Source organism: Mesorhizobium sp. WSM3864 (assembly GCF_002294955.1).
Taxonomy (GTDB): Bacteria; Pseudomonadota; Alphaproteobacteria; order Rhizobiales; family Rhizobiaceae; genus Mesorhizobium.
Map to the genome: position 1 here is coordinate 522,710 of NZ_NSGD01000002.1, position 26,611 is coordinate 549,320.

Annotated in this window: 26 protein-coding genes; 6 read left to right on the plus strand and 20 right to left on the minus strand. The window is 64.5% G+C overall.

What is annotated here, in order from left to right; translation table 11 throughout:
- Positions 1-39 precede the first annotated feature (39 nt).
- The 3 genes from CK215_RS06745 to CK215_RS06755 form a co-directional block, all read right to left on the minus strand.
- Entirely contained in the window at positions 40-432 is a 393-nt protein-coding gene (locus CK215_RS06745; RefSeq protein WP_066999046.1) for an AtpZ/AtpI family protein, read from the minus strand.
- 289 nt (positions 433-721) lie between these two features.
- The gene (locus CK215_RS06750; protein ID WP_095781745.1) at positions 722-1,903 is read right to left on the minus strand and encodes a cell wall hydrolase; all 1,182 of its coding nucleotides are present in this window, start codon (positions 1,901-1,903) and stop codon (positions 722-724) included.
- Positions 1,904-1,991: 88 nt separating this feature from the next.
- Positions 1,992-3,380 carry an MFS transporter gene (locus CK215_RS06755; RefSeq protein ID WP_245418623.1) on the minus strand — a complete coding sequence of 463 codons (1,389 nt, stop codon included), beginning with the start codon at positions 3,378-3,380 and terminating at the stop codon, positions 1,992-1,994.
- Between the two features lie 52 nt (positions 3,381-3,432).
- Here CK215_RS06755 and CK215_RS06760 point away from each other — a divergent pair, with 52 nt between their 5' ends.
- Entirely contained in the window at positions 3,433-4,350 is a 918-nt protein-coding gene (locus CK215_RS06760; RefSeq protein WP_095830604.1) for a LysR substrate-binding domain-containing protein, read from the plus strand.
- A gap of 108 nt (positions 4,351-4,458) precedes the next feature.
- On the opposite strand, the gene der is transcribed toward CK215_RS06760, so the two are convergent.
- Complete coding sequence (gene der, locus CK215_RS06765; protein ID WP_095830460.1) at positions 4,459-5,889, minus strand: ribosome biogenesis GTPase Der; 1,431 nt, start codon at positions 5,887-5,889, stop codon at positions 4,459-4,461.
- A gap of 6 nt (positions 5,890-5,895) precedes the next feature.
- Positions 5,896-6,561, minus strand: coding sequence for a tetratricopeptide repeat protein (locus CK215_RS06770; protein WP_066999055.1), 666 nt, complete (start codon positions 6,559-6,561; stop codon positions 5,896-5,898).
- A gap of 202 nt (positions 6,562-6,763) precedes the next feature.
- Between CK215_RS06770 and CK215_RS06775 the strand changes: the two genes are divergently transcribed.
- Positions 6,764-7,768, plus strand: a complete 1,005-nt coding sequence (locus CK215_RS06775) for a polysaccharide deacetylase family protein (RefSeq protein ID WP_095830461.1) — start codon at positions 6,764-6,766, stop codon at positions 7,766-7,768.
- Positions 7,769-7,837: 69 nt separating this feature from the next.
- Here the strand turns inward: CK215_RS06775 and sbmA are convergent, their stop codons facing one another.
- The 3 genes from sbmA to CK215_RS06790 all read right to left on the minus strand — a co-directional run bounded on the left by sbmA (position 7,838) and on the right by CK215_RS06790 (position 10,650).
- Entirely contained in the window at positions 7,838-9,097 is a 1,260-nt protein-coding gene (gene sbmA, locus CK215_RS06780; RefSeq protein ID WP_066999060.1) for a peptide antibiotic transporter SbmA, read from the minus strand.
- 122 nt (positions 9,098-9,219) lie between these two features.
- Entirely contained in the window at positions 9,220-10,380 is a 1,161-nt protein-coding gene (locus CK215_RS06785; protein WP_095830462.1) for a YbfB/YjiJ family MFS transporter, read from the minus strand.
- Positions 10,381-10,452: 72 nt separating this feature from the next.
- Positions 10,453-10,650: a hypothetical protein gene (locus tag CK215_RS06790; protein WP_066999065.1), complete on the minus strand. Its 198-nt coding sequence runs from the start codon at positions 10,648-10,650 to the stop codon at positions 10,453-10,455.
- Positions 10,651-10,746: 96 nt separating this feature from the next.
- Here CK215_RS06790 and CK215_RS06795 point away from each other — a divergent pair, with 96 nt between their 5' ends.
- The 3 genes from CK215_RS06795 (at position 10,747) to CK215_RS06805 (ending at position 13,428) form a co-directional block, all read left to right on the plus strand.
- Positions 10,747-11,661 carry a LysR substrate-binding domain-containing protein gene (locus CK215_RS06795; protein WP_095830463.1) on the plus strand — a complete coding sequence of 305 codons (915 nt, stop codon included), beginning with the start codon at positions 10,747-10,749 and terminating at the stop codon, positions 11,659-11,661.
- Between the two features lie 140 nt (positions 11,662-11,801).
- Positions 11,802-13,058 carry an aminopeptidase gene (locus CK215_RS06800; protein ID WP_066999089.1) on the plus strand — a complete coding sequence of 419 codons (1,257 nt, stop codon included), beginning with the start codon at positions 11,802-11,804 and terminating at the stop codon, positions 13,056-13,058.
- Between the two features lie 22 nt (positions 13,059-13,080).
- Complete coding sequence (locus CK215_RS06805; protein WP_095830464.1) at positions 13,081-13,428, plus strand: DUF488 domain-containing protein; 348 nt, start codon at positions 13,081-13,083, stop codon at positions 13,426-13,428.
- A gap of 196 nt (positions 13,429-13,624) precedes the next feature.
- On the opposite strand, the gene CK215_RS06810 is transcribed toward CK215_RS06805, so the two are convergent.
- From CK215_RS06810 to CK215_RS06850, 9 genes are all read right to left on the minus strand, one after another.
- Positions 13,625-13,972, minus strand: coding sequence for an ArsC family reductase (locus tag CK215_RS06810; protein ID WP_095830465.1), 348 nt, complete (start codon positions 13,970-13,972; stop codon positions 13,625-13,627).
- Between the two features lie 184 nt (positions 13,973-14,156).
- Entirely contained in the window at positions 14,157-14,510 is a 354-nt protein-coding gene (locus CK215_RS06815) for a nuclear transport factor 2 family protein (protein ID WP_066988871.1), read from the minus strand.
- A 107-nt stretch (positions 14,511-14,617) separates the two neighbouring features.
- Positions 14,618-15,595, minus strand: coding sequence for a 2-dehydropantoate 2-reductase (locus CK215_RS06820; protein ID WP_095830466.1), 978 nt, complete (start codon positions 15,593-15,595; stop codon positions 14,618-14,620).
- Positions 15,595-17,124 carry an acyl--CoA ligase gene (locus CK215_RS06825; RefSeq protein WP_095830467.1) on the minus strand — a complete coding sequence of 510 codons (1,530 nt, stop codon included), beginning with the start codon at positions 17,122-17,124 and terminating at the stop codon, positions 15,595-15,597. The genes CK215_RS06820 and CK215_RS06825 overlap by 1 nt, the downstream gene beginning before the upstream one ends.
- A gap of 50 nt (positions 17,125-17,174) precedes the next feature.
- Positions 17,175-18,761 (minus strand): gamma-glutamyltransferase, encoded by a 1,587-nt coding sequence (gene ggt, locus CK215_RS06830; RefSeq protein WP_095830468.1) that lies wholly within the window; start codon positions 18,759-18,761, stop codon positions 17,175-17,177.
- Between the two features lie 24 nt (positions 18,762-18,785).
- Entirely contained in the window at positions 18,786-19,586 is an 801-nt protein-coding gene (locus tag CK215_RS06835; protein ID WP_067327792.1) for an ABC transporter permease, read from the minus strand.
- Positions 19,583-20,506 (minus strand): ABC transporter permease, encoded by a 924-nt coding sequence (locus tag CK215_RS06840; RefSeq protein ID WP_095830469.1) that lies wholly within the window; start codon positions 20,504-20,506, stop codon positions 19,583-19,585. Before CK215_RS06840 ends, CK215_RS06835 begins: the two co-directional genes overlap by 4 nt.
- Positions 20,503-21,585, minus strand: a complete 1,083-nt coding sequence (locus tag CK215_RS06845) for an ABC transporter ATP-binding protein (protein WP_095781972.1) — start codon at positions 21,583-21,585, stop codon at positions 20,503-20,505. The genes CK215_RS06840 and CK215_RS06845 overlap by 4 nt, the downstream gene beginning before the upstream one ends.
- A gap of 74 nt (positions 21,586-21,659) precedes the next feature.
- Complete coding sequence (locus tag CK215_RS06850; protein WP_095830470.1) at positions 21,660-22,700, minus strand: ABC transporter substrate-binding protein; 1,041 nt, start codon at positions 22,698-22,700, stop codon at positions 21,660-21,662.
- A 226-nt stretch (positions 22,701-22,926) separates the two neighbouring features.
- Here CK215_RS06850 and CK215_RS06855 point away from each other — a divergent pair, with 226 nt between their 5' ends.
- Entirely contained in the window at positions 22,927-23,628 is a 702-nt protein-coding gene (locus CK215_RS06855) for a GntR family transcriptional regulator (RefSeq protein WP_066988885.1), read from the plus strand.
- Between the two features lie 9 nt (positions 23,629-23,637).
- On the opposite strand, the gene CK215_RS06860 is transcribed toward CK215_RS06855, so the two are convergent.
- The 3 genes from CK215_RS06860 to CK215_RS06870 all read right to left on the minus strand — a co-directional run bounded on the left by CK215_RS06860 (position 23,638) and on the right by CK215_RS06870 (position 26,591).
- The gene (locus tag CK215_RS06860; RefSeq protein ID WP_095830471.1) at positions 23,638-24,723 is read right to left on the minus strand and encodes an ABC transporter ATP-binding protein; all 1,086 of its coding nucleotides are present in this window, start codon (positions 24,721-24,723) and stop codon (positions 23,638-23,640) included.
- Positions 24,713-25,315 carry a cupin domain-containing protein gene (locus tag CK215_RS06865; RefSeq protein ID WP_066988889.1) on the minus strand — a complete coding sequence of 201 codons (603 nt, stop codon included), beginning with the start codon at positions 25,313-25,315 and terminating at the stop codon, positions 24,713-24,715. The genes CK215_RS06860 and CK215_RS06865 overlap by 11 nt, the downstream gene beginning before the upstream one ends.
- A 205-nt stretch (positions 25,316-25,520) precedes the next feature.
- A complete protein-coding gene (locus CK215_RS06870) occupies positions 25,521-26,591 on the minus strand; it encodes an ABC transporter substrate-binding protein (protein WP_095830472.1) in 1,071 nt (356 codons plus the stop codon).
- Between the last annotated feature and the right edge of the window lie 20 nt (positions 26,592-26,611).

A 26,611-nucleotide genomic window follows, 5' to 3' on the forward strand; every position in this document is an offset into this window, starting at 1 on the left:
GGCTTCTTAAGTTTCTTTCGCGCCTTGCGGCGCCTTACTTCAGTCCTTCGGTTCGGGCGGCTTGCCGCCCTGGCCGAATTCCGATGCAAGTCCCGACGAACGCAGGACATTGAGTATACCGGCGCCAAAACCCAGCAGCAGGCCGACGATCAGACCCCAGGGCGCGATTCCCGCCAAGCGGTCGATGATCCAGCCCAGGCCGACACCAACCACCACTCCGGCGATGAACTCGCTGGACAGTTTCAGGGCCTGACCGTAACCGGTCGCAGCTTTCGCTTCGTCTTTCCCCTCGAGCCGGTCCGTGCGTCTTGATGCAAGCGATGCTTCAAGCTCGCGCCGGCGGCGCTCAAGTTCGTCGTCGCGGATGGTGGCTTCTGGCTGCCTGCCGCGGCCGGTTTCTCCGGTTCCGTCTGGCCCGTTTTTGTCGGCCATCGCAACCCCCCTGCCCGGGCAGACGATCACCGTCCGTCCGCTTCTAAAGTCGCCGGCAACATAGTTAGCGGGTCCGCGCCCGTCAAGCCACGGGCCGAACTTCAAAGCGATGTATTTTCCCGTTTCAAATCAACGACTTATCCGGGTGCGACATCGTGCCCGTCACGCCTGTGCGAGGACTCGGCGCGAATCCGGGCGGCAAGCCGCTCCGATCGGTGCGCGCAGCAAGCGAGAAAGAGCGTTGCCGCGGGTGCCGATCAAGCGGCTCAGTTCGACCCGCCTAAGCGGCTCAGCTCCAGCCGCCGCCATAGGTGCGATAGAAGATGTGCAGGCCGATCCTGGTCATGCGCTGCATGGCGCGCGCCCAGCCCGGATGAACGTAGTTGGCGTAGTAATGCGTCGAGGATCCGACCTCGGGGATGAAGATCTTGCCGGCGGTCACCGCCATGGCGACATCCTGGGCGGTCTTGTACGCGACCGGGTCGCTGATGCGCTTCTTCCTGCCGTCGCAGGCGAAGGAGAACTGGCAGCGGTTGAACCAGTTGTCGTTCTGGTAGACGACGCCGCAGATCGTCTTCGGATAGGCAGGGTTGCGGACGCGGTTGAGGATCACCTGCGCCACCGCGGCCTGGCCGCGCACCGGTTCGCTGCGCGCCTCAAAATAGATGCCCTTGGCGAGGCACTCCTGTTCCGGCTTGGAGAAGACGGCCGCCGGCAGCGGGTTCTGCATCCAGGCGTGATCGCCCTTGCCCATCGGCGGAATGAAGCGGCCGTCGTTCGCATCGTCCTGCAGCAGAGCCTCAAAAGGTGAGGCCTTGGCATAGTCCGGCGCCGACTGGGCATAGGCGGTGGCGAGGATATCCGGCTTGTCGTTGTTGACGAGAGCGATGAGAGCCGCCGGCAAATCCGGATCGGGCTTCTTGTCCTCGCGGATGTGGAAGGCCTGGGCGATCTGGATTTCCTTGCCCTTGATGCCGGGCTTGGCGAAAGTCAGCTTCAGGCCGCTGTCCATCGCCGGACGGAGCAGCGAGGAGGTACGCTCGAAGATGGAGCCGGCGCTGAAATTCTTCGGCGGCGCAACCGGCGACACCTGGACGAGGCGGCCCTTCTTGTCGGCGCGCACGACTCGGTCCTCATCGGGCGTAGCGCCGGCGACATTGCCCTTGCCGCGGAGCGCCACCGTGCCAACGCCAGGCAGGTCCACGCCGGAGCCGGAGATCGAGCCCGTGGCGGCCGAATCGACGAACGGCATCTCGGCGGCGTGCACCGAGCCGGCGACGGATTTTTCGACATAGGCATTCCAGCGATGGCTGGGCGACTCCAGCCCGGACACGAGGCTTGCCATATCCTGGTAAGCGACGACGGACGGAAAGCCGACCCAGAAGCCGAGCCCCAGAACCAAAGGAGGAAGGAAGGAACGTTTATTCGCAACGGCGGCGGCGACGAGCCGCGTAAGAACGCGTCGATGCACGGAACTCTCCAGAAACGCTACTGACCCCGGAGAGCCAAAATGAAGCATTAACCTTGATGGGGGGTTAACGGCACCGATCGTGTTTTTTTCATGTTGCAGATAGGCCGGCCTCCGCCAGCTGTGGAAAGCCGGCGAAAACGTCAGGCCGTGCGCAGAAAGATCGGCCATGCGATCGCCGCACAGATCGCGCCGCCAGCCACACGTCCGGCCATGCGAAGAGAAGCAGAAGCCAGGGAATGGCGATCGGCACAAGGCAGAAGCCGACAAAGACCAGAGTGTTGGCGAGGCTGAGCGCGGTGCCGACATGGCCGGCACCGGCAAGTGTCGCAAGCTCGGTATAGGCAACGCCATGCCAGGCCGAGACGCAGATGCCGGCTACGATCACCATAGGGGGCAGGAGCAACAGCAGCGACGGCTGCCTGGCCGCAGCGATGGCCAGAATCCATAGCACCAGGAAGGCCAGCGCGCTCAGCGCGCTGCAGAACCTCAGGAACGGCCTTCGGTTGCGGTGGCGGTCGGTGAAGCGACCGCTCCAGACGCGCATCGCCATGGCGCCCGTCTGCACGGCGGCGAGGGTGGCGCTGGTTACCCATGTGCCCATGCCGGCAAAGTCGTGCAGGAAGACGGAGGCAAAGGTGAGCACCGCCACCTGCGGGAAGCAGAGCAGGCCGATAGCTGCCGAGATGCGCCAGACCTCGATGTTGCGCAGCGGCGCCGGGCCGCTCGTGACGGCGGCGGCATGCGCGTCGCCTTGCGTCGGCGATTCGTGCAGCCAGCGCCAGGCAAAGAAAGCCGAGAGCGCGGAGAGAGCCGCCAGCAGGCCGAAGACGGCGGCAAAGCCCAGGCCCAGGGCCAGCGACGGCAGGACGAGCGCGCCCAACCCGCCGCCAAGCGGCACCGCCGTCTGCCTGATGCTCATTGCGAAGCCGCGCTCGCCTTCGCCGAACCAGCCCATGATGGCGCGGCCGCTGGAGCCGTTGACGCTGCCGCCGAGCAGGCCTGCAACGAGCAGGCTGGCCGAAAGCAGCACGACACCGGGAGCGGCTGTTTTCGTCGGCACGACGAGGATTGCCATGGCAAAAAGCCACATGGCGGTCGCGCCGAGCCCGGTCAGCAGCACGCGGCGGTCGCCCAGCGGTCGGTGAGCACGCCCCAGGGCAGTTTTGAGCGCCACGCCGAGGCCGAGCAGACCGAGCGGAGCGCCGAGCGAGGCATTGTCGAGATGGTAACCCTGGCGCATCACCACAGCGGTTGCCGGGATGCCGGAGAAGGTAGCGGAGAAGCCGGCATTGGCGGCGACGCCGATGCCGAGCACTTTCCATCGATGGGTGGGCCCGAAGGCGCGGCCAGCCGAAGCGGCGGCGCCTGCCGCGGGCCGCCGGCAATCGTTGCGAGTTACGATGGCGGACATGATCTCGTATTCCTTCTGCGCCGGTCGATCGGTCTTGACCGGGCGGATGTAGCGCCATAGTTTCATCCATTAAATCAGGAAGTTTTTGATCGATAATCCTGAAAAAAAGGACGATCTCATGCGACGCGTCACATTCGACCTCGACGTGCTCAGGACCTTCGTCACCGGAATGGAGCTTGGCAGTTTCGCCAAGGCGGCCGAGCGGCTCGGCCGCTCGACCTCTGCCGTCAGCGCGCAGTTGAAGAAGCTGGAAGAACAGGCGGCGACCCCGGTCTTCCGCAAGGCAGGGCGCGGCCTGACGCTTACCGAAGCCGGCGAGACGATGCTCGGCTACGCGCGGCGCCTCATCGAGCTCAATGACGAGGCGGCCTCAGCTATCCGCGACGTCGAGCTGGAAGGCTGGGTGCGGCTCGGCCTGCAGGAGGACTTGGGCGAGGCCGTGCTGCCGGAGGTGCTCGGCCGGTTTGCCCGTGCGCATCCCAAGGTCCGGATCGAAGCGCGGATCGGACGCAGCCATGAGCTCGCCGAGCGCGTCGTCTCAGGCAGCCTCGACATCGCGCTGGCCTGGCACCACGGCACGATCCTGCCCTACAGCCGGCATGTCGCCGAGGTGCAGGCGCGCTGGATCGGCCCGGCGAAACCGATGCAAGCCGGCCACGATGGTGAAGCGCTGCCGCTGGTGTTGTTCGAGGCGCCGTGCCTGCTGCGCACCGTGGCGACCGAGACGCTCGACCGCGCCGGCCTCACCTGGCGCATGGCGTTCTCGAGTCCCAGCCTCGGCGGCATCTGGGCGGCGGTCGCGGCGGGTCTCGGGCTGACGATCCGCACCGATATCGGCCTGCCGGCCACTGTCAGGGCGATCGCGCCGGGCGTGCTCGGCCTGCCGCCCCTGCCGACGATGGCGCTGCATCTGCACCAGAAGGATGCCGAGCTCGATCCGGTGGCGGCACGGCTGGCAGAGATATTGCTGGAGGCGGCGCTGGATACGCTGCCGGAGGGAGCGCGAATCGGTAAGGGGTTGCGAGCGGTCGCGTAGGTTCCAAGCCATTCTTCATCCTCGAGCGGAGCAAGGAGCGAAGCGACACGGCACAGACCCGTGAATGACGACGGGAGGGGGCGCTGCCCACCCTTGCCCACAAAGGGCTCAGCGCTTCTTCGCCCGACCCGCGAAAGGATTCTCCGACGTGCGCAACGCCATGCGGATCGGCACGCCGGGCATGTCGAAAGCCTCGCGCAGGCTGTTCGACAGGTAGCGGACATAGGATTGCGGCATCGCGTCCGGGCGCGAGCAGGAGACGACGAAACCCGGCGGCCGGGTTTTTGCCTGCGTGACATATTTGATCTTCAGCCGGCGGCCGGCGACGGCGGGCGGCGGATGATGCGCCAGAATGCCTTCCAGCCAGCGGTTGAGCTTGCCGGTCGAGACGCGGCTGTTCCAGACCTTGTGCGTCTTGATGACGGCGTCCATCAGCCGATCGAGGCCGCGCCCGGTCTCGGCAGAGACCGTCACCGCCTGAATGCCGCGCACTTGGGGAAGCAACCGCTCGGTCTTTTCGCGCAGCTCGGCCAGAAGCTCCTGCGGGTTGTCGATCAAGTCCCATTTGTTGAAGGCGATCACCGGCGCGCGGCCCTCGCGAATGATCAGGTCGGCGATTTGCAGGTCCTGCTTCTCGAAGGGGATGGTGGCGTCGAGCACGATGATGACGATCTCGGCGAAGCGGATAGCGCGCAGGCCATCCTGCACCGAAAGCTTCTCGAGCTTTTCCTGGACTTTGGACTTGCGCCGCATGCCGGCGGTGTCGAACAGCTTTATCCGGCGGCCGCGCCAGTCCCAGTCGACCGAGATGGAATCGCGGGTGATGCCGGCCTCGGGTCCGGTCAGCAGCCGCTCCTCGCCGATCAGCGCATTGATCAGCGTCGACTTGCCGGCATTGGGGCGGCCGACCACGGCTATGCGCAGCGGCTTGGTCTCGTCATAGGCCGGCTCGGCGTCGGGGTCGGCGATATCCTCGCCGATCAGCACCTCGCTCACGGCGATCTCGTCGCCCGGCTGTTGCTCGTCCTCGCCGAAGGCGCGTTCCTCGCCGAGTGCCGCGATCACCGCATCGCGCAGATCGGGCATGCCCTGGCCATGCTCGGCCGAGACGGGGATCGGCTCGCCGAGGCCGAGTTCCCAGGCTTCCAGCATGCCGCCTTGCGCGCCTCGCGCTTCCGCCTTGTTGGCCACCAGCACCACCGGCTTGCCGGATTTGCGGACCACGTCGGCGAAGGTCCGGTCGTCGGGCATCAGGCCCGACTTGGCATCGACGGTGAAGAAGATCAGGTCGGCCTCGCGGATGGCGATCTCGGTCTGCTGGCGCATGCGGCCGGGCAGCGTCGAGGCCGCCGCATCCTCGAAGCCGGCGGTGTCGATGACGTCGAAGTGAAGATCGTAAAGCTTGGCGGCATGGACGCGACGATCGCGCGTCACGCCCGGCGTGTCGTCGACAAGCGCCAGCTTCTTTCCCACCAGCCGATTGAAAAGAGTCGATTTGCCGACGTTAGGCCGGCCGATAATGGCGACTTTGAACGTCATCCGGGGTCACGAAGCGTTGCCCGACCCGCGGATCAGCTCGGACATCAACTGCGCCCGCTGGCGCGCATTGCGCGGGGCGCCGTCATCCGAAGCGATCTGGTCGAACAGTTTCAGCGCATCCGCCGACTTGCCTTCCTTCCAGGCGGCAAGGCCGAGCGCCTCACGCGCCGAGCTGCGCAGCGGATTGGTGTCGGCGGTGAGCGCCTCGACACGGCTGGAGACATCGGCAAACGAGCCGTGGTCGACCAGCAGCAGCGCCGCTCTCAGCCTCGCCATGTCGCGGATGCCTGCGGGAATGGCGCTGTCGGCCGCGACCGCATCGAAATCCTTGACGGCGGCGTCGACGTCTCCCTTGTCGGCCTTGACGGTCGCCGCCCGCATGCGGGCGAGCAGCGGATAGGCGCCATAGCCATCCTTTTCCAGCTGATCGAGAGCGGCGATCGCCTCGTCGTTCTTGCCGTCATTGGCGAGCTTGAGCGCCTGCGAGAAGGCATCGCCCGACCGGTTGGCGCGGGTCTCGTCCCAGTAGCGGTAGCCGACGAAGGCGGCAGTCGCCACCACGATCAGGATCGCGGCACCGAGCAGGGCCGGACCAAAGCGGTCCCACAGCGCCTGCGCCTGCTCGCGACGAATCTCTTCGTTGACTTCGCGGATAAAACTGTCGTCCGACATCAATCAAAAACCATTGCGGCCCCGGAACGGAGCGCTTCTTGAGCCCCGCGTTTTAGCGAAATTTCGTCGGCATGGAAGGGGGATCGCCGGAAAATCGGCGGAGACTCCCAGTGCCCCACAGGCCTTGCCGGAACGCATCGATGCTACATTTGGGCGATAGACGGCTTTCCTACAGCCCCAAAGGTTGCCCAAAAGGTTGCCAGTGCCACGTTCGTTCCGCGCCCTTGCGTTCAGCCTCGCCTGGCTTGGCTCCGTTGGCACGGGGCTTGCCGATCCGCCGAAACCGATGGCGGCGAAACCAAAGCAGATCGTGCTTATCTCCTTCGACAGCGCACGCGAGATCTCGCAATGGGAGCGCAGCCGCGCGCTGGCAAAGCGCACCGGCGCGCATTTCACGTATTTTCTGTCCTGCGTCTTCCTGCTCTCGCCGAAAACGCGCGCCGAGTACGTCGCGCCCGGCAAGGGTGCCGGCAAATCGAATATCGGCTTCGCCGCCTCGGAGCAGGATGTCGCGGACCGGCTGCAACAGATCCGGCTCGCGGCCGCCGAAGGTCACGACATCGGCAGTCATGCCTGCGGACATTTCGACGGCAAGGGCTGGAGCAAGGCCAACTGGCTGGCAGAGTTCTCGGCGTTCCGCCGCGTCCTCGAAAATGCCTATGCTATCAACGGCATTTCGCCCGAGCCCTCTGGCTGGCGTGAATTCGCCCGCCATGCCGTGATCGGTTTTCGCGCGCCGTACCTCTCGACCGGCAAGGCGCTTTACGAAGCGCTGCCCGAGGCCGGCTTCCAATATGACGCAAGCGGTGTCTCGAACGGCTCTGCCCTGCCGCGCGCAAAGAACGGCACCACCCGCTTTGCATTGCCGCAGATTCCGGAAGGGCCGAAGTCGAAGCGGGTGGTCGCCATGGACTACAACCTCTATGTTCGCCATTCGGGCGGCTTCGAGAAGCCGTCGATGGCGGGCGTGTTCGCCGACCGCGCCTATCGGGCGTTTCGCGCAGCCTTCGATGCGCAATACAACGGCAAACGACTTCCGCTGGAGCTCGGCTTCCACTTCACGCAGATGAATGCCGGCGCCTACTGGAACGCGCTGGAGCGCTTCGCGGATGAGGTCTGCGTCATGCAGCAGGTCGAGTGCATCAGCTTCGGCGACTATGTGGCGCGGCAGCGCTCTGGCGAAGCACAGGTTGCCGTGGGCGGCTGAGCCGCCCACTTCCAATCTCTTGCCTGGGCGCAATCCCGGACGGAAAGGCGTTCCGCAATTGTTCCGAGTTCAGGCCGGATCCTCCGCGCTCTGCCGCGCGAGATAACGCTGGTCGATGTCTGGCAGCGGCTCGCCTTCCAGCGTCGCCTCGAAGGCGCGCAGGCGCTTGTGCACTGACTGCAGCTCGACGATGGTCGACCAGGAATTCAACAGGAACTGCAGCGAATTCGTCACCTTGCCGAAGGCGTTCGAAATCTGGTTCAGCGCACCGAAGGTGATCTTGTGCGCAACCAGCGAGGGCCCGAGGATCAGCAGCGAGAAGATGTTGTCGGCCTGCAGGTAGGTGTACCGGACGACGTTGAAATAGATGTAGTGGAAATAGAGCCTGAAGTAGTTGCGGCGCACATTGTCGAACAGTTCCGTCGTCGTCGCCGGCTGCGCCCGGTCGGGATGATCTTCGCCGTAGACGAGTTCCTTGCGATAGGCGGCCTCGACGCGCTGGTTGCGGAACTGGAGGCCCGGCAGCTTGATGCCGGCGAGCATCACCGAGGCCGTGCCGAATATGCACCACCCCAGCGCGGCAACGACCAGGGGCTGCGGCACCGCGCCCAGGATCGGCAACTCGGTGATGTGCGCTTGCAGCTGGATCATCACCGGCAGGAAGGCGATGAGGGTCATGATCGACTGGACGAAGCTCGAGCCCAGGTCCTCCATGATCTGCGAGAAGCGCATCGTATCTTCCTGGATGCGCTGCGAAGCGCCCTCGATGTGGCGCAGCCGGCCCCAGTTCGCCATGAAGTAGTCGTTCATCGCCGTGCGCCAGCGGAAGATCCAGTGGCTGACGATAAAGGCGTTGACCACCTGCACGTTCATGCCGACCAGCGCCAGCCAGGAGAAGTCGGCCAACCCCCTGTAGAACTCGATGTCAGTCGATGGCGTCGTTCCCGACATCAGCCCCTGGACATAATCGAAGAAAGGTCCGTACCAGTTGTTGACGGCGACGCTGACCTGCACGTTGAAATAGATGAAGAAGAGAATGACGGCGGTCATCAGGATCGACCAGTTCTGCCACGGATGCGGAGCATACCAGCTCCAGAACGCGTAGAAGATCGCCACACAGGCCACGAAGTACATGTAGAACCACAAGAACGGCTTCGACCATAGAACCGCGATGCCGATGATGGGCGGCGCACCCGCAGCCGCCGGCGGCATGCCGAGGATGGCGCCCAGCTGTTCGCCGCCGAAGAACCAGAACAGGATCGCCGCAAGGCTCCAGAGGGCGGCCGAGGTGAAGAAAAGCTTCGGCTGCGGGAAGAAGGATACGAACACTGTGGCGGGTTTCCTCGGTCTGACCGCAAATCAGCGGCGTTGCTGTTCGGCGGGCATAAGGTCACACATTACTGGGAAAGAAAATGCCCGGCCCGGCGCCCGGCACCGAACAAGACCACAAATCATGGCGATTTTGGTGCGGCCGACCAGGCAACGACGCCGGAGACCAGCAGAGCGGCAGCCGCCATTGTCGAGGCGAGCACATAATTGCCCGAGGCCTGGGCGAGCAAGCCGGCGGCAATCGGACCGATGATCTGGCCGAGGCCGAAGGCGGCGGTCATCACCGCGAAGATGCGGCGCGGCGCCTGCGGCGCAAGCTGCCTTGCTGCCTGCAGGCCGAACGCGGTGATGGCGATGAACGTGCCGCCGAGCAATATGGCAGCCAGAAGCGGCCCGCTGAAACCTTTGACGACGACGCTGGCGATGACGCCGACCACTTCGACCAGGCAGCTCACGGCATAGGCCGTATAAAGCCCGATCCTGCCGGCGAGCTTTTGCCAGAACCAGGTCGAGGGGAAGCCGGCAAGACCGGCGATCATCCAGACCGAGGCCTCGAAGACACGTCCGCCGCCGTCCTGGCGAACGATGGCGACCAGAAAAGTGGCCGTCACCACATAGCCCAAGCCGAACAGCCCATAGGCAAGGATTATCTTCGTCAGCGATCTATCCTTCGGCAACGCCGGTTCAGGCCCATCGACGCCATTGGTGGGCGTGGCGGAGCCCGCGAGGATCGCGACGAGGAGCAGGCCGACAGCGGAAATTGCTCCCGACCATAGCCAGCCCGCGGGCCAGCCGGCATGGGCCGTGACGAGGGTGGCCAGCAGCGCCGAGGACGCCGCAATGCCCAGGCCGACACCGCCGAAATGCAGCGCTTGCAAGTCGCCACGGCCTGCCTTTGCAAGATGGCTGAAGACGATTGACGACATGAAAACCATGACGAAGGCGCTGGCTAGGCCGGCGAGAAAACGAATGGCGAGGAAAGCGGCCATCGTCTCGTTCAGTCCCATCAGAGCCGCGAGCACGGCGCTCGCGGCAAGGCTTGCGAACATCAGCAGACGCTCGCGGCCATGCGCCCAGCCGCCGGCTGCGGCAAGCGCGCCAATGAGATAGCCTAGATAGTTGGCGGAAGCGATCCAGCCGGCGTCTGCCGGCGTCAGGTGCAACTCTTCCATCATGCCGGGCAGGATCGGGGTGTAGACGAAGCGGCCGATGCCCATGGCGACGGCGAGAGCCGTCATGCCGGCGAGGGCAAGGCGCAAGGGAGATGGCGAAGCGGCTTTCATTGCAGCGCAGCATAAATGTGTGCACGTGCGAAACAATGCGATTGCGTTGGGCCAGGCCGGCTTGGCCCGCCTTCAGCGGCAAGCCGTCTCGTACACCGTGCGGCCGGCCGTGAGCCGGAACGGCATATCGCCGAGCTCGCGCTCCGACATGGCGTCCAGCACCGGATGCGACAGAGGATCGACCGTCCAGCGGGCGATCTCGCCGTCCTCCTGCCAAGCCTGTCTTGGCTCAGCGCCGGAAAGCCCCTTCAGCAAAGAGAAAATCTTCATCGACCTGCCTCCAAAGCCCGGTTTGCCTCGCTAGAATCCGCTTTTCTTTGGCACGTTTCAATTGAGATTTGGAACCAGCCAGTTTAGAAAAACTGGATGACGATCCTGAACCGTGTCCACCTCAATGGCTTGCGTGCCGTCGAAACCGTTGTCCGCGTTGGATCGCTTGCCGCGGCGGCTGCCGAACTCAATGTCTCGATCAGCGCCGTCAGCCAGCAGATCAAGCGCACGGAAAACCAGCTGGGGCAGGCGCTGTTCGAGCGGACGTCCGGCGGACTCGTGCCGACGGAATTCGGGGTCGTTTTCACGGCCCGGCTGAGCGCCGGCTTCCGCGAGCTTGCGCAAGCGGTGGCGTTGGCCGGCGAGGCAACGGAATGCACCCTGGTTGTGTCGGTGGCGCCCGCCTTCGCCTCGAAATGGCTGTTGCCCAGGCTGTCGCGGCATTTTGCCCGCCATCCCAACGTGCTCTTGCGCATAGACGCTTCAGGCAGGCTCGCCGATCTCGACCATTCCGATATCGACATTGCGATTCGGATGGGCGACGGCGCTTGGCCGGGAGTAAACGCGGAACTGCTTTTGGCGCAGGAAGTGTTTCCGGTCTGCGTACCAGCGATCGCGGCCAAGCTGAACTCGATCGAGGACCTGGCGCGGACCTGCGCCATCACCGACGAGCGGGCAATGATCAGCTGGGATAGCTGGTTCAAGGCGGCCGGCGTCGAGCCGGTCACTTTCCAAAAAGGCGCGCGCTTCACCGATCCGATGCTCTGCCTGGAATCTGCAATCGCCGGCCATGGCGTGATGCTCGCCTGGCAATTGCTGACCGCCGATGCGCTGGCCGATGGCCGGCTGGTCGCCCCCTTCGGGGTGCGAGTTGAAAGCGGGCTCGGCTACTGGATGGTGACCTCGGCCACCAAAAGCGAAAGCCGAAAGGTGCGCGACTTCAAGGCTTGGGTCCGCGAGGAGATCGAAGCGACCATGGCGCAGATCCGGGCGCTCGACAGCGCCGCCTGAGCTCGTTTGAGCATGATCTTGTCCGAACACCGCCATGCACTTTTCGCGATCATGCCTGGAGGCCCAGTTGATCGCGGTGGAAAGGCCAGGCGCAGCGGTCTATGTAAGGACCAGACCCCAAAAACATGGCAGGCAGGATCATGACCACACATTCGCGCGGCGTCTCGGCAACCATCGACCCGGTGAAGCTCGACAGGCTGGCCGAAGTCGCCGTCAAGGTCGGGCTGCAGCTGCAGCCGGGACAGGACCTGGTGCTGACGTCCTCGATCGCGGCGCTGCCGCTGACCCGGCGCATCGTCGAGCATGCCTATAAGGCCGGCGCCGGGCTGGTGACGCCGATCTTCAACGACGACGAGATCACGCTGGCGCGTTTCCGCTATGGCGCCGACGCCGGCTTCGACCGCGCCGCCGGCTGGCTTTACGAAGGCATGGCGAAAGCCTTCGCCAACAATGCGGCGCGGCTTGCGGTGCGCGGCGAGGATCCGTCTCTGCTGTCGGCGCAGGACCCGGCCAGGGTGGCGCGCGCCAACAAGGCGAATTCGATGGCGTACCAGCCGGCGCTCGAAAAAATCACCGGTTTCGACATCAACTGGAACATCGTCGCATATCCGGATGTTGCCTGGGCTCGCCAAGTGTTCCCGGGCGAGCCCGACGATGTTGCGGTGGTGAGGCTCGCCGACGCGATCTTCTCGGCCTCGCGCGTCGATGTCGAGGATCCGATCGGCAACTGGAAGGCGCACAACGCGGCCTTGGCCGAGCGCACGAAATGGCTGAACGAGCACAATTTCGACGCACTGCATTTCACCGGACCGGGCACCGACCTCACCGTCGGCCTGGCGGAAGGTCATGAGTGGATGGGCGGCGCTTCGACGGCGAAGAACGGCATCACCTGCAATCCGAACATCCCGACCGAGGAAGTCTTCACCACGCCGCATGCGAGGCGCGTCGAAGGCCATGTTTCCTCGACCAAGCCGCTCTCCTACCAGGGCACGCTGATCGACGAGATCTCGGTGCGCTTCGAGGTCGGTCGGATCGTCGAGGCCAAGGCCTCGAAGGGCGAGGACGTTCTGAAAAAGGTGCTGGACACCGACGAGGGCGCGCGCCGGCTCGGCGAAGTGGCGCTGGTGCCGCATTCCTCGCCGATCTCGAAGAGCGGGCTGCTGTTCTTCAACACGCTGTTCGACGAGAACGCCGCCTGCCACATCGCGCTGGGACAGTGCTATTCGAAGTGCTTCGTCAACGGCGCCTCGCTCAGCCAGGACGAGATTGCCGAGCGCGGCGGCAACAAGAGTTTCATCCACATCGACTGGATGATCGGCTCGGACAAGATCGACATCGACGGCGTCGGCAAGGACGGCAGCCGCGTGCCGGTGATGCGCAAGGGCGAATGGGCCTGAGAGACCCGACGCGGAGACAGCCTTGGACGTAGCGGTAAAGCGCGTCTACGAAGCGCCGGAGAGGAGCGACGGCCAGCGGGTGCTTGTCGACCGCGTCTGGCCGCGCGGCGTCTCCAAGAAGGACGCCGCGCTGGACCTTTGGCTGAAGAAGATCGCGCCGAGCACCGAACTGCGCAAATGGTTCGGGCATGATCTCGAACGATGGCCGGAGTTCCAGAAGCGGTACCGCGCCGAGCTGGACGGCAACGAGGAAGCTGTGGCGCAGCTGCGAGAACTGCTGCGCCACGGCAAGGTGACGCTGCTCTTCGGCGCGCATGACGAGGCGCATAACAATGCGGTGGCGTTGATGGGGTATTTGCGGAGGGAGTAACCTCTCTCTCGTCGTCATCCTCGGGCTTGACCCGAGGATCCATGCCGTGACTGTCACCGAAGGACGCAACGGAGCAGAACTCTTAACCGCACAACGCTCTAGCGTCGCGGCATGGATCCTAGGGTCTGCGCGCGCCGCTTCGCTCCTTGCTCCGCCCTAGGATGACGAGGGGATAATGTGCCGCGCCTGCCGAATCCTACTTCACCGCCTCTTCATAAACATCCGGCTTGAAGCCAACCAGGATGCGGCCACCCACCTCCAGCACGGGCCGCTTGATCATAGTTGGCTTGGCCAGCATCAGCATCTTCGCTTTCTTCTCGTCGAGCGCTTCCTTGTCCTTCTCCGGCAGTTCGCGAAAAGTCGTGCTGCCCTTGTTGAGCAGTCTTTCCCAGCCGACCTTATCGACCCAGCCATCCAGCCTTTCTGCCTCGATCCCTTTGGCGCGGTAGTCATGGAAGCGGTAGGGAAGGTCGCGGCTCTCCAGCCAGACGCGCGCCTTCTTGATCGTGTCGCATGTGGTGATGCCGTACATAGTGATCGTCAATTCGGACCTCGGGCGAATGGATTGCGAATCTGGCCGAATCCTAGGCTTGCCCTGCCCGCTTTGCCAGCGTGACTACGTGAAGACGATTTGGCGCTCTCCATGGCGGCCGGAATATCATCTTGGCCGCCGTGTCTGATTTTCAGATCCTGCAACGAAGATTCGGAATGCCAGACGCCGATCGCCTTCAATAGTAGAAGCGCTCTTCGCTGATCTTGCCGTTCTTGACCGTATAGAGGCCAACCTCATCCATTTTGACGCGTTCGCCGGTAGATTTGGGCGTCACGTCAAAGGTGAAGCGCAAGGCGAACTGGTCGCCATTGACGTAGGGGCCCTCGATCGAGCCGCCGTGAACCTCATGGTTCGCTTCCCACCATTCGCCCTTCTGCTTTACGGCGTCCCTGCCGCTGCAAACGGCCATGGGCCCTTCCATCGCCTCGTAGCTGACGATGTTGTCGGCATTGTATTTCGCGGCAGCGCCGCGGTTGTCGCCCTGCTTGAGGAGTTCGGTGAAATGCTTGGCGACTTCGGCAGTGGTCATGATTTCCTCCCGGTTTGGACAGACCCGAGATAGGGAGCTCCCTCGTGACCTGCCATCGCCGAAGCGTCGGTAGCTGACAAATCGTGTCAGGATCGAATGCCGGTCTGCTAATAACACCCGCGCTCGATCGCCAGCCGGCGCACCAGCGCCAGCACGGTGTCGATGGCCGGCGTCGGCTGGCCGGTCAGGCGGCCAAGCTCCTGCACTGCCGTGACCAGCGCGTCGACCTCCATCGGGCGGCCGCGTTCGAGGTCCTGCAACATCGAGGTCTTGTGCCCGCCGACATCGCCGGCGCCCTTGATGCGCCGGTCGACGGGGATCAGGAAGCGCACGTCGAGTCGCTCGCCAATCGCCTGCGCCTCCAGCATCATGGCGCGGGCGACGGCCCGCGTGCCTTCATCGGCGACGATCGCCGCAAGCGTGCTGCCGGTCAGCGCCGAGATCGGGTTGAACGAGAGATTGCCCCAAAGCTTCACCCAGATTTCCGACCGTATGTCCTCGCGGACCGGCGCCTGCAGCCCGGCCTTGACCATCTCGCGCGCCAGCACACTCACCCGCTCGCTTTTTTCGCCCGAAGGCTCGCCGAGCGAAAAGCGCGTGCCCTCGACATGGCGGATCCGCCCGGGCGCATCGACCTCGACGGCCGGATAGACGACGGAGCCGATGATGCGCTCAGGCCCGATGGTCTCCCAGATCTTTCCGCCGGAATCGACCGCATCAAGCCGCGTGCCTTCGAGCGCGCCGCCGGCCTTGTAGAAGTACCACCAGGGCACGCCGTTCTGCATGGAGACGACGGCTGTCCTCTCGCCCAGCAGCGGTGCAATCTCGTCCAGCGCCGGCGCCAGAGAATGCGCTTTCAGCGCCAGCACCACGTAATCCTGAATGCCGAGTTCTTCGGCCGTGGCCGCTGCTCTCACCCGGGCGATCGTCTCCTTGCCGTCCTCGATCAGGCGTAGGCCATCGGCCTGGATCGCTTCGAGATGCGCGCCGCGCGCGACGATCGACAGATCGACGCGGCCGGCAATCGCCAGCTTGGCGGCGAGATAGCCGCCGATGGCGCCGGCGCCGAAGACTGTAATGCGCATCAGCTCAAACCGAGTTTTGCCGCGAGGCCTATGCGCTGCAATTTGCCGGTGGCGCCCTTCGGGATCTCGTCCAGGATCACCACCTTGCGCGGCACCTTGAAATCGGCGAGCCGAGTCGCGGCAAAGCCGCGAATGTCGGCCTCGCTGGCGCTCTGGCCTTCCCGCAGCACGACAGCGGCAGCCACTTCCTCGCCGAGCTTGTCATGCGGCATGGCGAAGGTGACGACCTGCGCCACCGCCGGATGATCCATCAGCACGCCATCGACCTCGAGCGGCGAGATCTTTTCGCCGCCGCGATTGATGATCTCCTTCAGCCGGCCGGTGACGCGCAGATAATTGTCCTCGTCCAGCACGCCCTGGTCGCCGGTGTGGAACCAGCCATGCGCGAAGGCGCTGGCATTGGCGTCCGGATTCTTCTCGTAGCCGGCGGTGACGTTCGGGCCGCGAATGACGACCTCGCCGATCTCGCCGGGCTCGAGCAGCCTTCCATCCGGCGCCATGACGGCCACTTCCGGTCCGGCCGAGGCTCCGACGCTGCCCGGCTTGCGCAGTCCGGGTGGCAGCCGGTTGGACGCCATCTGGTGCGCCGCCTCGGTCATGCCGTAGGCCTCGATCACCGGGCAGCCGAAAGTCGCCTCCAGCTCTGCCATGACCTGCGCCGGGAGTGAGGCCGACGACGAGCGGATGAAACGCAGCTTCGCTTCGGCCAGTTGCTCGGGATTGCGCGCGGCGCGCGGCAGGATCGCCTGGTGCATTGTCGGCACCGCGGTATACCAGGTTGGCTTCGCTTCGGAGAGCCATTGGAAAAAGCGCAGCGCGTTGAAGCCCGGCGTGCAGAAGACGCTGGCGCCGGCGGCGAGCGAGGACAGCACCGCCGCGATCAGCCCGTGGATGTGAAACAGCGGCATGATGTTGAGGCAGCGGTCAGCCGAGCCCAGGCCCAGCGTGGCGCCGATATGCGCGGCCGAGGCGGCGAGGTTGGCGTGGCTGAGCGGCACCAGCTTCGGCCGCGATGTAGTGCCGGAGGTATGCAGAAGGAGAGCGGTGTCGCTGTCTTCGGCCAAGCCGGAGGCAACCGGCGGCCCGACCGGGCCGCCCTCGATGGTGAAGATGCCGGCCGGCGCGCCTTCAGGCACCGCCAGCCGCAGCACCGCAATGCCGAGGCGTTCGGCAACTTCGACCGAGGGTCCTTGCTCGTCCTTGCCGACAAGGATCGCCTTGACGCCGATGTCGCTGAGATAGAAATCGAGCTCGTCGGCCCGGTAGGCCGGATTGAGCGGCGCGGTGGACGCGGCGGCGGCGACCGCGATGAAGGCCGTTGCCATCTCCGGGCCGTTCGGGAGCACGATGGCAACGCGGTCGCCACGGCCGATGCCGAGCGTGTTGAGCCGAGTCACGGTCTCTTGGATCAGACGCCGCAGCCCGCCATGCGAGAGGACTGTCCGGTTTGGCGCGGCGATGGCTGGCGCATTTTCGGCGCCGGGCGCGAGGCGATGAGCAAGATCAAAGGGTTTTTCGCTTGTTGTCATGGTTCCAGACTATGTTTCGAACGATCGGCCTATGTCCAGCAAAGGGCTGCTCAGTATCCGAGCGCCAAGCCGTCCTTGCGCGGATCGGAGGCGCCGGTCAGCGTGCCTTTTTCCCAATCGATGAGCACCGCCTGCCCGCCGCCGAGCGGATGGTCTGGCTCGACAACACGATGGCCGCGGCGGCGCAGGCCTTCGATCGTATCGGGACGCACGCTTCGCTCGGCTTCCACGACGTCGTGATTGTAAAAGACGCGCGGCGCATCCAAGGCCTGCTGCGGATCCATGCCGAAGTCGATCATGTTGGTCAAAAGATGGACATGGCCGAAGGGCTGATAGCCGCCGCCCATGACGCCGAAGGGCATCACGGCACGGCCGTCCCTCACCATCATGCCCGGCATGATCGTGTGCATCGGCCGCTTGCCCGGCGCTATTGCGTTCGGATGCTTCGGATCGAGCCGGAACGAAGTGCCGCGGTTCTGCAGCACGACGCCGGTCTTCGGACCGACGACGCCGCTGCCGAAGGAATAATAGGTCGAGTTGATGAAGCTCACCGCATTCCGGTCGCGGTCGACGACGGTGATGTAGACCGTGTCGCTGCCCGGCAAATCGACGCGCGGCAAATGCGTCATGGCGCGTTCGCGGTCGATGGCGGCGCGCAGCCGGTCGGCATAGACGGCCGACAAAAGCTCCTTCACCGGGACTGCGACATGATCCTGGTCGCCGAGAAATGTATCGCGGTCGCGGTAGGCGAGCCTCCCGGCCTCGATCTCCAGATGCAGGCGCTCGGCGCCATTGGGGTCGAGCCCGCCGAGTTCAAAACCGGAGAGCACGTTCAGCATCAAAAGCGCGGTCAGGCCCTGATTGTTGGGTGGCATCTGATGGATGCCGTAGCCCTTGTAGGAGATGCCGACCGGGGTCTTGTAGTCGCCTCGGGTCGAAGCGAAGTCGTCCAGCGTGTGCAGCCCGCCGAGTTGGCGCAGGCGGCCGACGATGTCCTCGGCCACCGCACCCTCGTAGAAGCCGGCACGACCTTTGCTGGCGATGATGCGCAGCGTTTCGACAAGCTCCGGCTGGCGATGCACGTCGCCGGCCCGGGGTGGCTTGCCGCCAGGCAGGAAGATGCGCGCCGCCACCTCGTCGGCCGACAGGTCGGTCTCGGGATCTTTCCAGTCGAAGGCGACGCGGTCGTGCACGACATAGCCGTTTTCGGCATAGCGGATCGCTGGCGCCAGCGCGTCGGCGATGCCCTTGCGGCCATGGTCCTGCAGCAGCCTGCACCAGGCATCGACGGCGCCAGGGACGGTGACGGCGTGAGGACCCTGCTTCGGAAGCTCGCTGAAGCCGTTCTCCAGATACCAGTCGACGGTTGCTGCCTTGGGCGCACGGCCCGAGCCGTTGAAGGCGATCACATTGCCCTCGCCTTTCGGGCAATAGAGCACGAAGCAGTCGCCGCCGATACCGGTCGACTGCGGCTCGACCACGGCTTGCACGGCCGCGGCGCAGACGGCGGCGTCCATCGCATTGCCGCCGGACCGCAACATGTCGATGGCGGCAAGTGTGGCGAGCGGATGCGAGGTCGCGGCCATGGCTTCGGTGGCGCGGACCGGCGAGCGGCCTGGAAACTGGAAATCACGCATTCTGTTCGAGGTATCCCTGTATTCTCAACGTCCGCGGCCGAAAAGCTGGGCGGCGGACAACAAGACGATCGATAGCACGATCAGGCAAGTCGAAATGGCGGCAATCGTCGGATCGATCTGGTCGCGCAATGCATTGAACATGCGGCGCGTCAGCGTCGTGGTCTCACCGCCCGAGATGAAGAGCGACACCACCACCTCGTCGAAGGAGGTGATGAAGGCAAAGAGCGCGCCCGAGACGATCGAGAAGCGCAACTGCGGCATGGTCACCTGGAAAAAGGCCGCGAAGCGGCCGGCGCCAAGGCTGCGCGCCACCATCTCCTGGTTCATGTCGTAAGAGCGCAGCCCCGACAGGACGGTGAGCACGACCAGCGGCAACGCCTGGACGGTGTGGGCGATGACGAGGCCGGTCAGCGTGTTGTTGAGGCCGATGCGGGCATAGAGGAAGAAAGTGCCGATGCCGATCAGGATGACCGGAATGATCAGCGACGCCGTGAGCAGCGCATTGATGGCGCCGGTCAGCCTGAGCGTGCCGGCGTTGATGGCATAGGCAGCTGCGGTGCCGAGCGGCGTCGCCACGATCGCGGTCATCACCGCCACCTTCACCGAGACAATGGTTGCGTCGCGCCATTCGACGGAACCGAAATAGCTCTCATACCAGCGCAGCGACCATTGCTCGGGCGGGAACTGCAGCAGCGTCGAGCCGGAGAAGGACATGATGACGATAATCACCGAGGGCGCGATCAAAAACAGCATGACGAGGCCGCCGAGCAGATAGAGCCAGAGGCGTTGCCAATGCGTTATAGGCAGGCTGCTTTCCGCGCTCATCGCTGGCTCCAAACGCCGGTGGCGCGCGCGCCGAGCAGCCACTGGAACAAGCCGAGCAGCGCCAGCGTGACGGCAAGCAGCACGACGCCGAGCGCAGCACCCGCGCCCCAGTTCGAGTAGAGGCTGGTCGCCTGCTCCATGCGCATCGCCCACATGATGACCTTGCCGCCGCCCATCAGCGCCGGCGTGACGAAAAAGCCGAGGCAAAGCACGAAGACGATGACCACGCCAGAGGCGAGGCCCGGCAGCGATAGCGGGAAAAAGATCTGCCGGAAGGTGGCGGCGGGGCTGGCGCCGAGATTCATGCCGGCGCGCAGGCAGTCGACATCGATGGTCTTCATCGAAGCATAGAGCGGCAGCACCAGGAAGGGCAGCATGATGTGGGTCATGCCGATGACGACGCCGGCGAAATTGTTGGCGAGCGGCAGCGGCTGGCCGATCACGCCGAGATCGATCAGCCAATTGTTGATCAGCCCCTTGCGCTGCAAAATGACCAGCCAGGCATAGGTGCGCACCAGCACCGAGGTCCAGAACGGCAGGATGACGAAGATCAGGCAGATCGAGGCGGCGCGACGCGGCAGCTGTGACAGCATATAGGCCAGCGGGTAGCCGAACAGCACGCAGGCGCCGGTGACAACAAAGGCAGCCTTGAAGGTGGTCGCGAAGGTCTTGATGTAGGACGCCTGCTCGAAGAAGCGCGCGTAATTGGCGAGGCTGAGCTGGCCGCTCTCGTCGAACAGCGACAGCCAGAACAGCCAGCCGATCGGCACAATAATGACGGCAAAGACTAAGAACAGCCCGGGCGACAGCAGTGCCAGCAGTCCCAGCGCCTGGCGCCTGGCATCCGAGCGCAACGCCCTGGCGTTGAGTTCCCCGTCCTGCCGGACGGCGTGACCAAGACTGGCGGACCCGATGCTCATTGATCCGTCACCAGCACGACGTCCTGGGCATCGATGCCAAGCGTGATCGGCTCGCCCGGCGCCGGCAGCTTCGCCAGCACGTCGCTGCGACAATAGTCGCGCAGCGTCACCTGGCGGCCGTCGCGAAGCGTCGCGTAGCAGATGAAGCTGTCGCCCTGATAGATGACATCGCCGACCGTTGCCGGCAGCGCGTTGACGGGACGTGCCTGATCCGCGTCGGCGAGCAGCCGCAATTTCTCCGGCCGCACCACCATCAAGTGCCGACCGGCGGACGGCGCCGGGTCATTCATGCGCAGCTTCCGATCCTCATACCAGACGCTGCCGTTGCGGCATTCGACCGGGATGAAATTGGATTCGCCGATGAAGCCGGCGACGAACTTCGTCTTAGGCCGGGCGTAGAGCACCTCGGGCTGGTCGATCTGCTCGATGCGCCCGGCATTCATGACCGCAATGCGATCGGACATGGTGATCGCCTCGCGCTGGTCATGCGTGACGTAGACCGTCGTCATGCCGAGCCGCCGATGCAGGTTGCGCAGTTCGATCTGCATGTGCTCGCGTAAGCCTTTGTCGAGCGCCGACAGCGGCTCGTCCATCAGCACGATGCGCGGCTCGAAGACGATGGCACGGGCCAAAGCCACGCGCTGGCGCTGGCCGCCGGAAAGCTGGTCGACGCGGCGCTCGCCGAGACCTTTCAGCTGCACCAGGTCCAGCGCCCGCTCGACACGCTCGGCCGTTTCCGCCGCCGATACGCGCCGCTGCTTCAGCGGAAAGGCGATGTTGTGGAAGACGTTCATGTGGGGAAATAGCGCATAGTTCTGGAACACCATGCCGATGTTGCGCTTGTGTGGCGGCATGGTGATGATCTCCTCGCCGCCGACCTTGATCGAGCCGGCATTGGCTCGCACAAATCCGGCCAGGATCATCAGCAGCGTGGTCTTTCCCGACCCCGACGGACCGAGCAGCGTCAGGAATTCACCGGCCGCGACATCGAGGCTGAGATCGCTCAGGATGGAGAGCGCCCCGAAGCGCTTCTCGATACCATGGATGCCGATGGGGAGCGCTGACGGCGCAAGAGACAAGAGCATCTCCTTCAACTCCGGATCATTGATAGCGGGGGAGCAGCGCCTCGGCGCGCCGCTCCGCCCCGCAGTCGTTATTGCTGGATCAGGTTGTTGAACTTCTCGGTCGCCTCGACGAGGTTGTCGCGCCAGAACTCGGGATCCTGAAGCACCTGCTTCTTGACGTTATCGGGCGCGGAGTTGATGTCCTTGATGCGCTCCTGCGGGATCTTGCCGGTCTCGAAGGCCTTCTCGTTGGCCGGGCCGTTGTCGACATAGAGCGGCAGATTGGCCTGGAGGTCGGGGCTGACGAACTTGGCCAGCGCTTTCATCGCGAGGTCCTTGTTCTTCGAGCCCTTCGGGATGACCATGCAGTCGGCGGTAAGCACACCCTGGTCGAAGGAGAAGCTGACGGGTGCGCCTTCCTTCCTCAGGGTGCCGGCGCGGCCGTTCCAGATGCTCGCCATATCGACCTCACCGTCCTTGACGAGCTGCATGGCCTGCGCGCCCGAGGTCCACCAAGCGTCGATGTGACCCTTGACCTTGTCGACGGATTGCAGCGCGCCGTCGATGTCGACCGGATAGACCTTGTCGATCGGAGTGCCTTTGGCGAGCGCCGCGACGCTCAGTGTCTCCGTCGCCTGGCTGCCGGAGAGCGCCCGCCGGCCCGGGAACTTTTCCACGTCCCAGAAATCGGCCCAGGTCTTCGGTCCCTTGTCGCCGAAAACATCGGTCCGGTAGATCAGCACGACGGACGTGTAGGAGATGCCAACCCAGTCGTCATGGACGAGCTTCGGGTTGATGCCGCTCTTGTCGATGACGTTGTAGTCGAGCTTTTCGAACAGGCCCTCCTTGGAACCGCGCGCGCATTCGTCGGCGCCAAGCTCGGTGATGTCCCATTTCACCGCATTGCCGGTGACCTGCAGGCGCACGTCGTCGAGGCCGTTTGTGGTGTCCTGCTTGATGGTGATGCCGAGCTCCTTGGCCGTCGGATCGAAGAAGGCCTTGGTCTGTGCCTCCTGATAGGTGCCGCCCCATGAGGCGACGGTGATGGTGTCGGCGGCCGAGGCCGGAACGGCGGCCGAGGCCAGCAGGCCGGCTACGACCAGACCGTGAATGCAAAGTCTCTTCGTCATTTTCGCTTCTCCAACCGATGTTCCCATTATCGTTGATTTGGTATGCGAATTTGTATACAATTTTGAGTGTAATTCTCCGGAAGTCGATGTCAACATGTGCCGAGCGTTTTTTGGGCGGCGATGAGTTGAGGCTTCGGGGCGGGAGCGTTTGATACGGCCCTGTTTCAAGCAGGAGCCAAAAGGCACTAGACTGCGAATCCGTGACTGACCGTTGGAGGCGGGACGCTTGAGCAAGGAGAGAAAGAACACGCTGCGCGATTCGGTGTTCGAGAAGCTGAAGGCGTTGATCATCACCGGCCAGATCCCGCCAGGCGGCCGCGTGACCGAGAACGAGATCGCCGAGCGCCTGAAGGTGAGCCGCACGCCGGTGCGCGAAGCCTTCAACCGTCTCGAGCGCGACGGCCTGGTGATCGGACGTCCGCGCCAGGGCTATATTGTTGCCGAGTTCAACCTGACCATGTTCCGCGAGGCCTTCGACATTCGCGAGCTGCTCGACGGGCGCGCGACCGAGCTGGCAGCGGCGAACGCGACCGCCGCCGACAAGGCGCGGCTGCGCGACATGCTCGCCGAATGCGAACGGCTGGCGGCAATCCCCGACCGCAGCACACGAGAGAAATTCGAGGAACTGCAGGTCGGCATCGATCTGCACCGGGTGATCGCCGAGATCAGCGGCAACGAGATGCTGCACGGCATGCTTTGCGGCATCCTCGACAAATGCCAGCAATATGTGTGGACCGAGCTTCTGTGGCTGGACGAGTGGAAGCTCACCCGCGAGGAGCATACGGGCATCGTCGACGCGATCTGCGCCGGTGATGTCGCTCTAGCCGGCGAGCGCGCTCGCGCCCATGTGCGCGGCTCGCGCGAGAACATCCTGCGCCTGCTGCAGGCCAAGTCCGATTATCAGGGCTTTTTCGCCAAGGCTTCGTGAGGCCGGCGATCAGTTCGAGAGCACAGGGCAGTTGGCGCCACGCCGCAGGCTGATGTGCGCTACGTCGCCGATGCTGAATCGAAAACCGTCGGCGCGGCGTGGGGCATCGATGACGATTGCAGTCCCCTGCCCCAGTTCGACGTGAAGGCGCAGCGTGCGACCGTGGAAGACGATGCCACTCACCCGCGCCGGCGCGGTGCCTTCGGCGGCCTCGATGGCCGCCACAAGATCCTCCGGACGAACGCCGATGGTTCGTGCGTCGCCGACAGCCGGTGTCTCGCCGGTTTCCAGTATGGCCTCCAGCGGCAGCTCGCCGGCGGTAAAGCGCAGCCGCTCGCCGTCGCACCCGACAAAGCGTGACTGCAGGAGATTCATGGTGCCGATGAAGGAGGCGACGAACCGCGTCGCCGGACGGTCGTAAAGCGTCGCGGGCGGCGCGATCTGCTCGATGCGGCCCTTGTTCATGACGACGATGCGGTCGGAAATCGACAGCGCCTCGGTCTGGTCGTGCGTGACCATGACGAAGGTGGTGCCGAGCCGGGACTGAAGCCGCTTGAGCTCGACCTGCATCTGCTCGCGCAGATGCGCGTCGAGGGCCGACAGCGGCTCGTCGAGCAAGAGCACACGCGGCTCGCAGACGATGGCGCGGGCAAGCGCGACGCGCTGGCGCTGACCGCCCGACAGTTCGGAGATGCGGGCGCGCAGCTTGTCGGCTAGGCCGACCATGTCAAGCGCCTGACCGACGCGCTTGGCCTGCTCGGTACCGGACAGTTTGCGCAGCGAGAGGCCGAAGCCGACATTCGCCGCGACGTCCATATGCGGGAACAGCGCATAGTCCTGAAAGACGGTGTTGACCGGACGGTCGAAGGGCCTCAGACCGGTGATGTCACCGCCTTCGAGCAGCACTTTGCCGCTGGTCGGGCTCTCGAAGCCGGCGATGACGCGCAGGCTCGTCGTCTTGCCGCAGCCTGAGGGGCCGAGCAGGGTCAGGAACTCGCCCGCCGCAATGTCGAGATCGACCGCATCGAGCCCGACCACGCCGCCCGGGAAGACCTTCGAGACGTTCTCTAGACGAACGAGCGCGTCAGGCGCCATCGCGCACCTCGGAGGGTTTTGTCGTGTTGACCCACAGGATCTGGCAGCGCTCGGCGCCCGGATTGCGGAAGGCATGCAGCAGCGTGCTCTTAAAGCCAAAGCTGTCGCCGGCCTTCAGCACATAGGCCGTGGCGTCAACCACCAGCTCGACCTCGCCCGTCATCACGAAGCCGAATTCGTGGCCGGCATGTGCATAAGCTTCGGCGGTGCCGCCGCCGGCCTCGACCGTCACCAGCATTCCGGTGAGTGTGGCGGCGGGCGGCGACAGCAGCGCCTTGGCGATGCCCTCGGACTTGACCGGGATTGCGCGCCGCTTGTCGGCGCGCACGCAATAGAGGTCGTTGACCGCTTCATCGCCGTCGGCGATCAGGGCCGAGGGCTCGATGTCGAGGGCGGCGGCCAGCGGCCAGATCACCTTGACGCGCAGCGAGGACATGCCGCGCTCGATCTGGCTGAGCGCGCCGATCGATATGCCGGCCTTGGCGGCGAGCTCGGCCAGCGACAGCTTGCGCTCGAGCCTCAGCGCCCGCACGCGCCGGCCGACACGCACGTCGGCATCGTCCTTCGGTTTTGCCTCGTCAACAATGTCCATCAAATAGTCCTTGTTGTCTTTCCACCGGTGCGGCGCAGCGCCGCCAAGCCCCCCTTCTCCCCTTGTGGGAGAAGGTGTCGCCGAAGGCGACGGATGAGGGGTGTTCCAGCGAAGTAAGACGTCGGCGTTCCCTGGATCACCCCTCATCCGTCTCGGCGCTGCGCGCCGATCCACCTTCTCCCACAAGGGGAGAAGGCAAGTGCGCTCAGCCGCCGGCTTTCACCTTCTCGAACATCTTGGCGACGTCGTCGTTCTGCTTCATCGGTCCGGTGAAGATCGTGCTCTTCAGCATCACGTCGGGATCCGCCGGCAGCTGCAGCTTGTCCAGCTCGTCTTTCGACACGCCGGCGAAGGCGGTCGAAAGCGAGCTGCCATAGCCGTAGGACTGGATGAGGTACTTGCCCGAATCGGCGTCGAGCCGGCTGTTGATGAAGTCATAGGCGAGATCGACGTTCTTGGCGTTCTTCAGCATGACGAAGCCGCAGGCCCAGGTGAGCATGCCTTCCTTCGGCTTCATGAACTCGACCGGCACGCCCTGCTTCTTGAGCGACGTGGCCGACGCGTTCCAGGTCATGGCGGCGACCAACTGGCCGCTGGCCAGCGCCTGCTCGACCGAGGTCATGTCGGTGGTGTAGCTCGACAGCAGCGGCCGCTGCTCGCGCAGTTTCGCCGCGACTTTTTCCATCTGCTCCGGCGTCATGTCGAAGGGGTTCACGCCTGCCAGAAGTGCCGCGACGATCGGCGTGTCATGCACGGCGTCGATGGTCGCCATGCGGCCGGCATATTGCTTGTCCCACAAAAGGTTCCAGCTCGCCTCGGGGTTCTTGACCAGATCGGTGCGGTATAGGATCGAGGTGTTGCCCCAGTCCCACGGCACCATCCAGACCTTGCCGTCGCCGGCCTGCAGGTCGGGCAGGTTCTTGAACACCGGGAAGATCGAATCCCAGTTCTTGATGCGCTTGGTGTCGATCGGCTGCAGCAGGCCTTCCTTGTTCCAGCGCGCCACCTTGTCGTAGCAGGGATGGGCGATGTCGGGCCGGAAGCCGGCCTTGACCTTGGTGAAGGCATCGTCGTCATCGCCGAAGATCGTGGCCTCGACGCCGTCCGGATGCGCGGTGAGGAAGCTCTTGTTGAAGTCGGGCAGCTCGTAGCCCGACCAGGTGAAATATTGCAGCTTGTCGGCAGCCAAAGCGACGGTCGACGACAGCGCCAGGGCGAGTGCGGCTAGGCCCGCGCGGGCTTTGTATCCCGTGATCGATTTCAGGTGGACTGTCATTTTCGTTCTCCTCTTTCTTG

What these genes read in the sequence shown, in the direction of transcription:
- CK215_RS06755 (WP_245418623.1), bottom strand. Translation starts at nt 3,380, where the DNA reads ATGAAACTATGGCGCTACATCCGCCCGGTCAAGACCGATCGACCGGCG.
- CK215_RS06790 (WP_066999065.1), bottom strand. Translation starts at nt 10,650, where the DNA reads ATGAAGATTTTCTCTTTGCTGAAGGGGCTTTCCGGCGCTGAGCCAAGA.
- CK215_RS06745 (WP_066999046.1), bottom strand. Translation starts at nt 432, where the DNA reads ATGGCCGACAAAAACGGGCCAGACGGAACCGGAGAAACCGGCCGCGGC.
- CK215_RS06815 (WP_066988871.1), bottom strand. Translation starts at nt 14,510, where the DNA reads ATGACCACTGCCGAAGTCGCCAAGCATTTCACCGAACTCCTCAAGCAG.
- CK215_RS06785 (WP_095830462.1), bottom strand. Translation starts at nt 10,380, where the DNA reads ATGAAAGCCGCTTCGCCATCTCCCTTGCGCCTTGCCCTCGCCGGCATG.
- CK215_RS06865 (WP_066988889.1), bottom strand. Translation starts at nt 25,315, where the DNA reads ATGGACATTGTTGACGAGGCAAAACCGAAGGACGATGCCGACGTGCGT.
- CK215_RS06860 (WP_095830471.1), bottom strand. Translation starts at nt 24,723, where the DNA reads ATGGCGCCTGACGCGCTCGTTCGTCTAGAGAACGTCTCGAAGGTCTTC.
- CK215_RS06795 (WP_095830463.1), top strand. Translation starts at nt 10,747, where the DNA reads ATGACGATCCTGAACCGTGTCCACCTCAATGGCTTGCGTGCCGTCGAA.
- CK215_RS06770 (WP_066999055.1), bottom strand. Translation starts at nt 6,561, where the DNA reads ATGTCGGACGACAGTTTTATCCGCGAAGTCAACGAAGAGATTCGTCGC.
- ggt (WP_095830468.1), bottom strand. Translation starts at nt 18,761, where the DNA reads ATGCGTGATTTCCAGTTTCCAGGCCGCTCGCCGGTCCGCGCCACCGAA.
- CK215_RS06840 (WP_095830469.1), bottom strand. Translation starts at nt 20,506, where the DNA reads ATGAGCATCGGGTCCGCCAGTCTTGGTCACGCCGTCCGGCAGGACGGG.
- CK215_RS06760 (WP_095830604.1), top strand. Translation starts at nt 3,433, where the DNA reads ATGCGACGCGTCACATTCGACCTCGACGTGCTCAGGACCTTCGTCACC.
- CK215_RS06850 (WP_095830470.1), bottom strand. Translation starts at nt 22,700, where the DNA reads ATGACGAAGAGACTTTGCATTCACGGTCTGGTCGTAGCCGGCCTGCTG.
- der (WP_095830460.1), bottom strand. Translation starts at nt 5,889, where the DNA reads ATGACGTTCAAAGTCGCCATTATCGGCCGGCCTAACGTCGGCAAATCG.
- CK215_RS06800 (WP_066999089.1), top strand. Translation starts at nt 11,802, where the DNA reads ATGACCACACATTCGCGCGGCGTCTCGGCAACCATCGACCCGGTGAAG.
- CK215_RS06870 (WP_095830472.1), bottom strand. Translation starts at nt 26,591, where the DNA reads ATGACAGTCCACCTGAAATCGATCACGGGATACAAAGCCCGCGCGGGC.
- CK215_RS06825 (WP_095830467.1), bottom strand. Translation starts at nt 17,124, where the DNA reads ATGACAACAAGCGAAAAACCCTTTGATCTTGCTCATCGCCTCGCGCCC.
- CK215_RS06820 (WP_095830466.1), bottom strand. Translation starts at nt 15,595, where the DNA reads ATGCGCATTACAGTCTTCGGCGCCGGCGCCATCGGCGGCTATCTCGCC.
- CK215_RS06835 (WP_067327792.1), bottom strand. Translation starts at nt 19,586, where the DNA reads ATGAGCGCGGAAAGCAGCCTGCCTATAACGCATTGGCAACGCCTCTGG.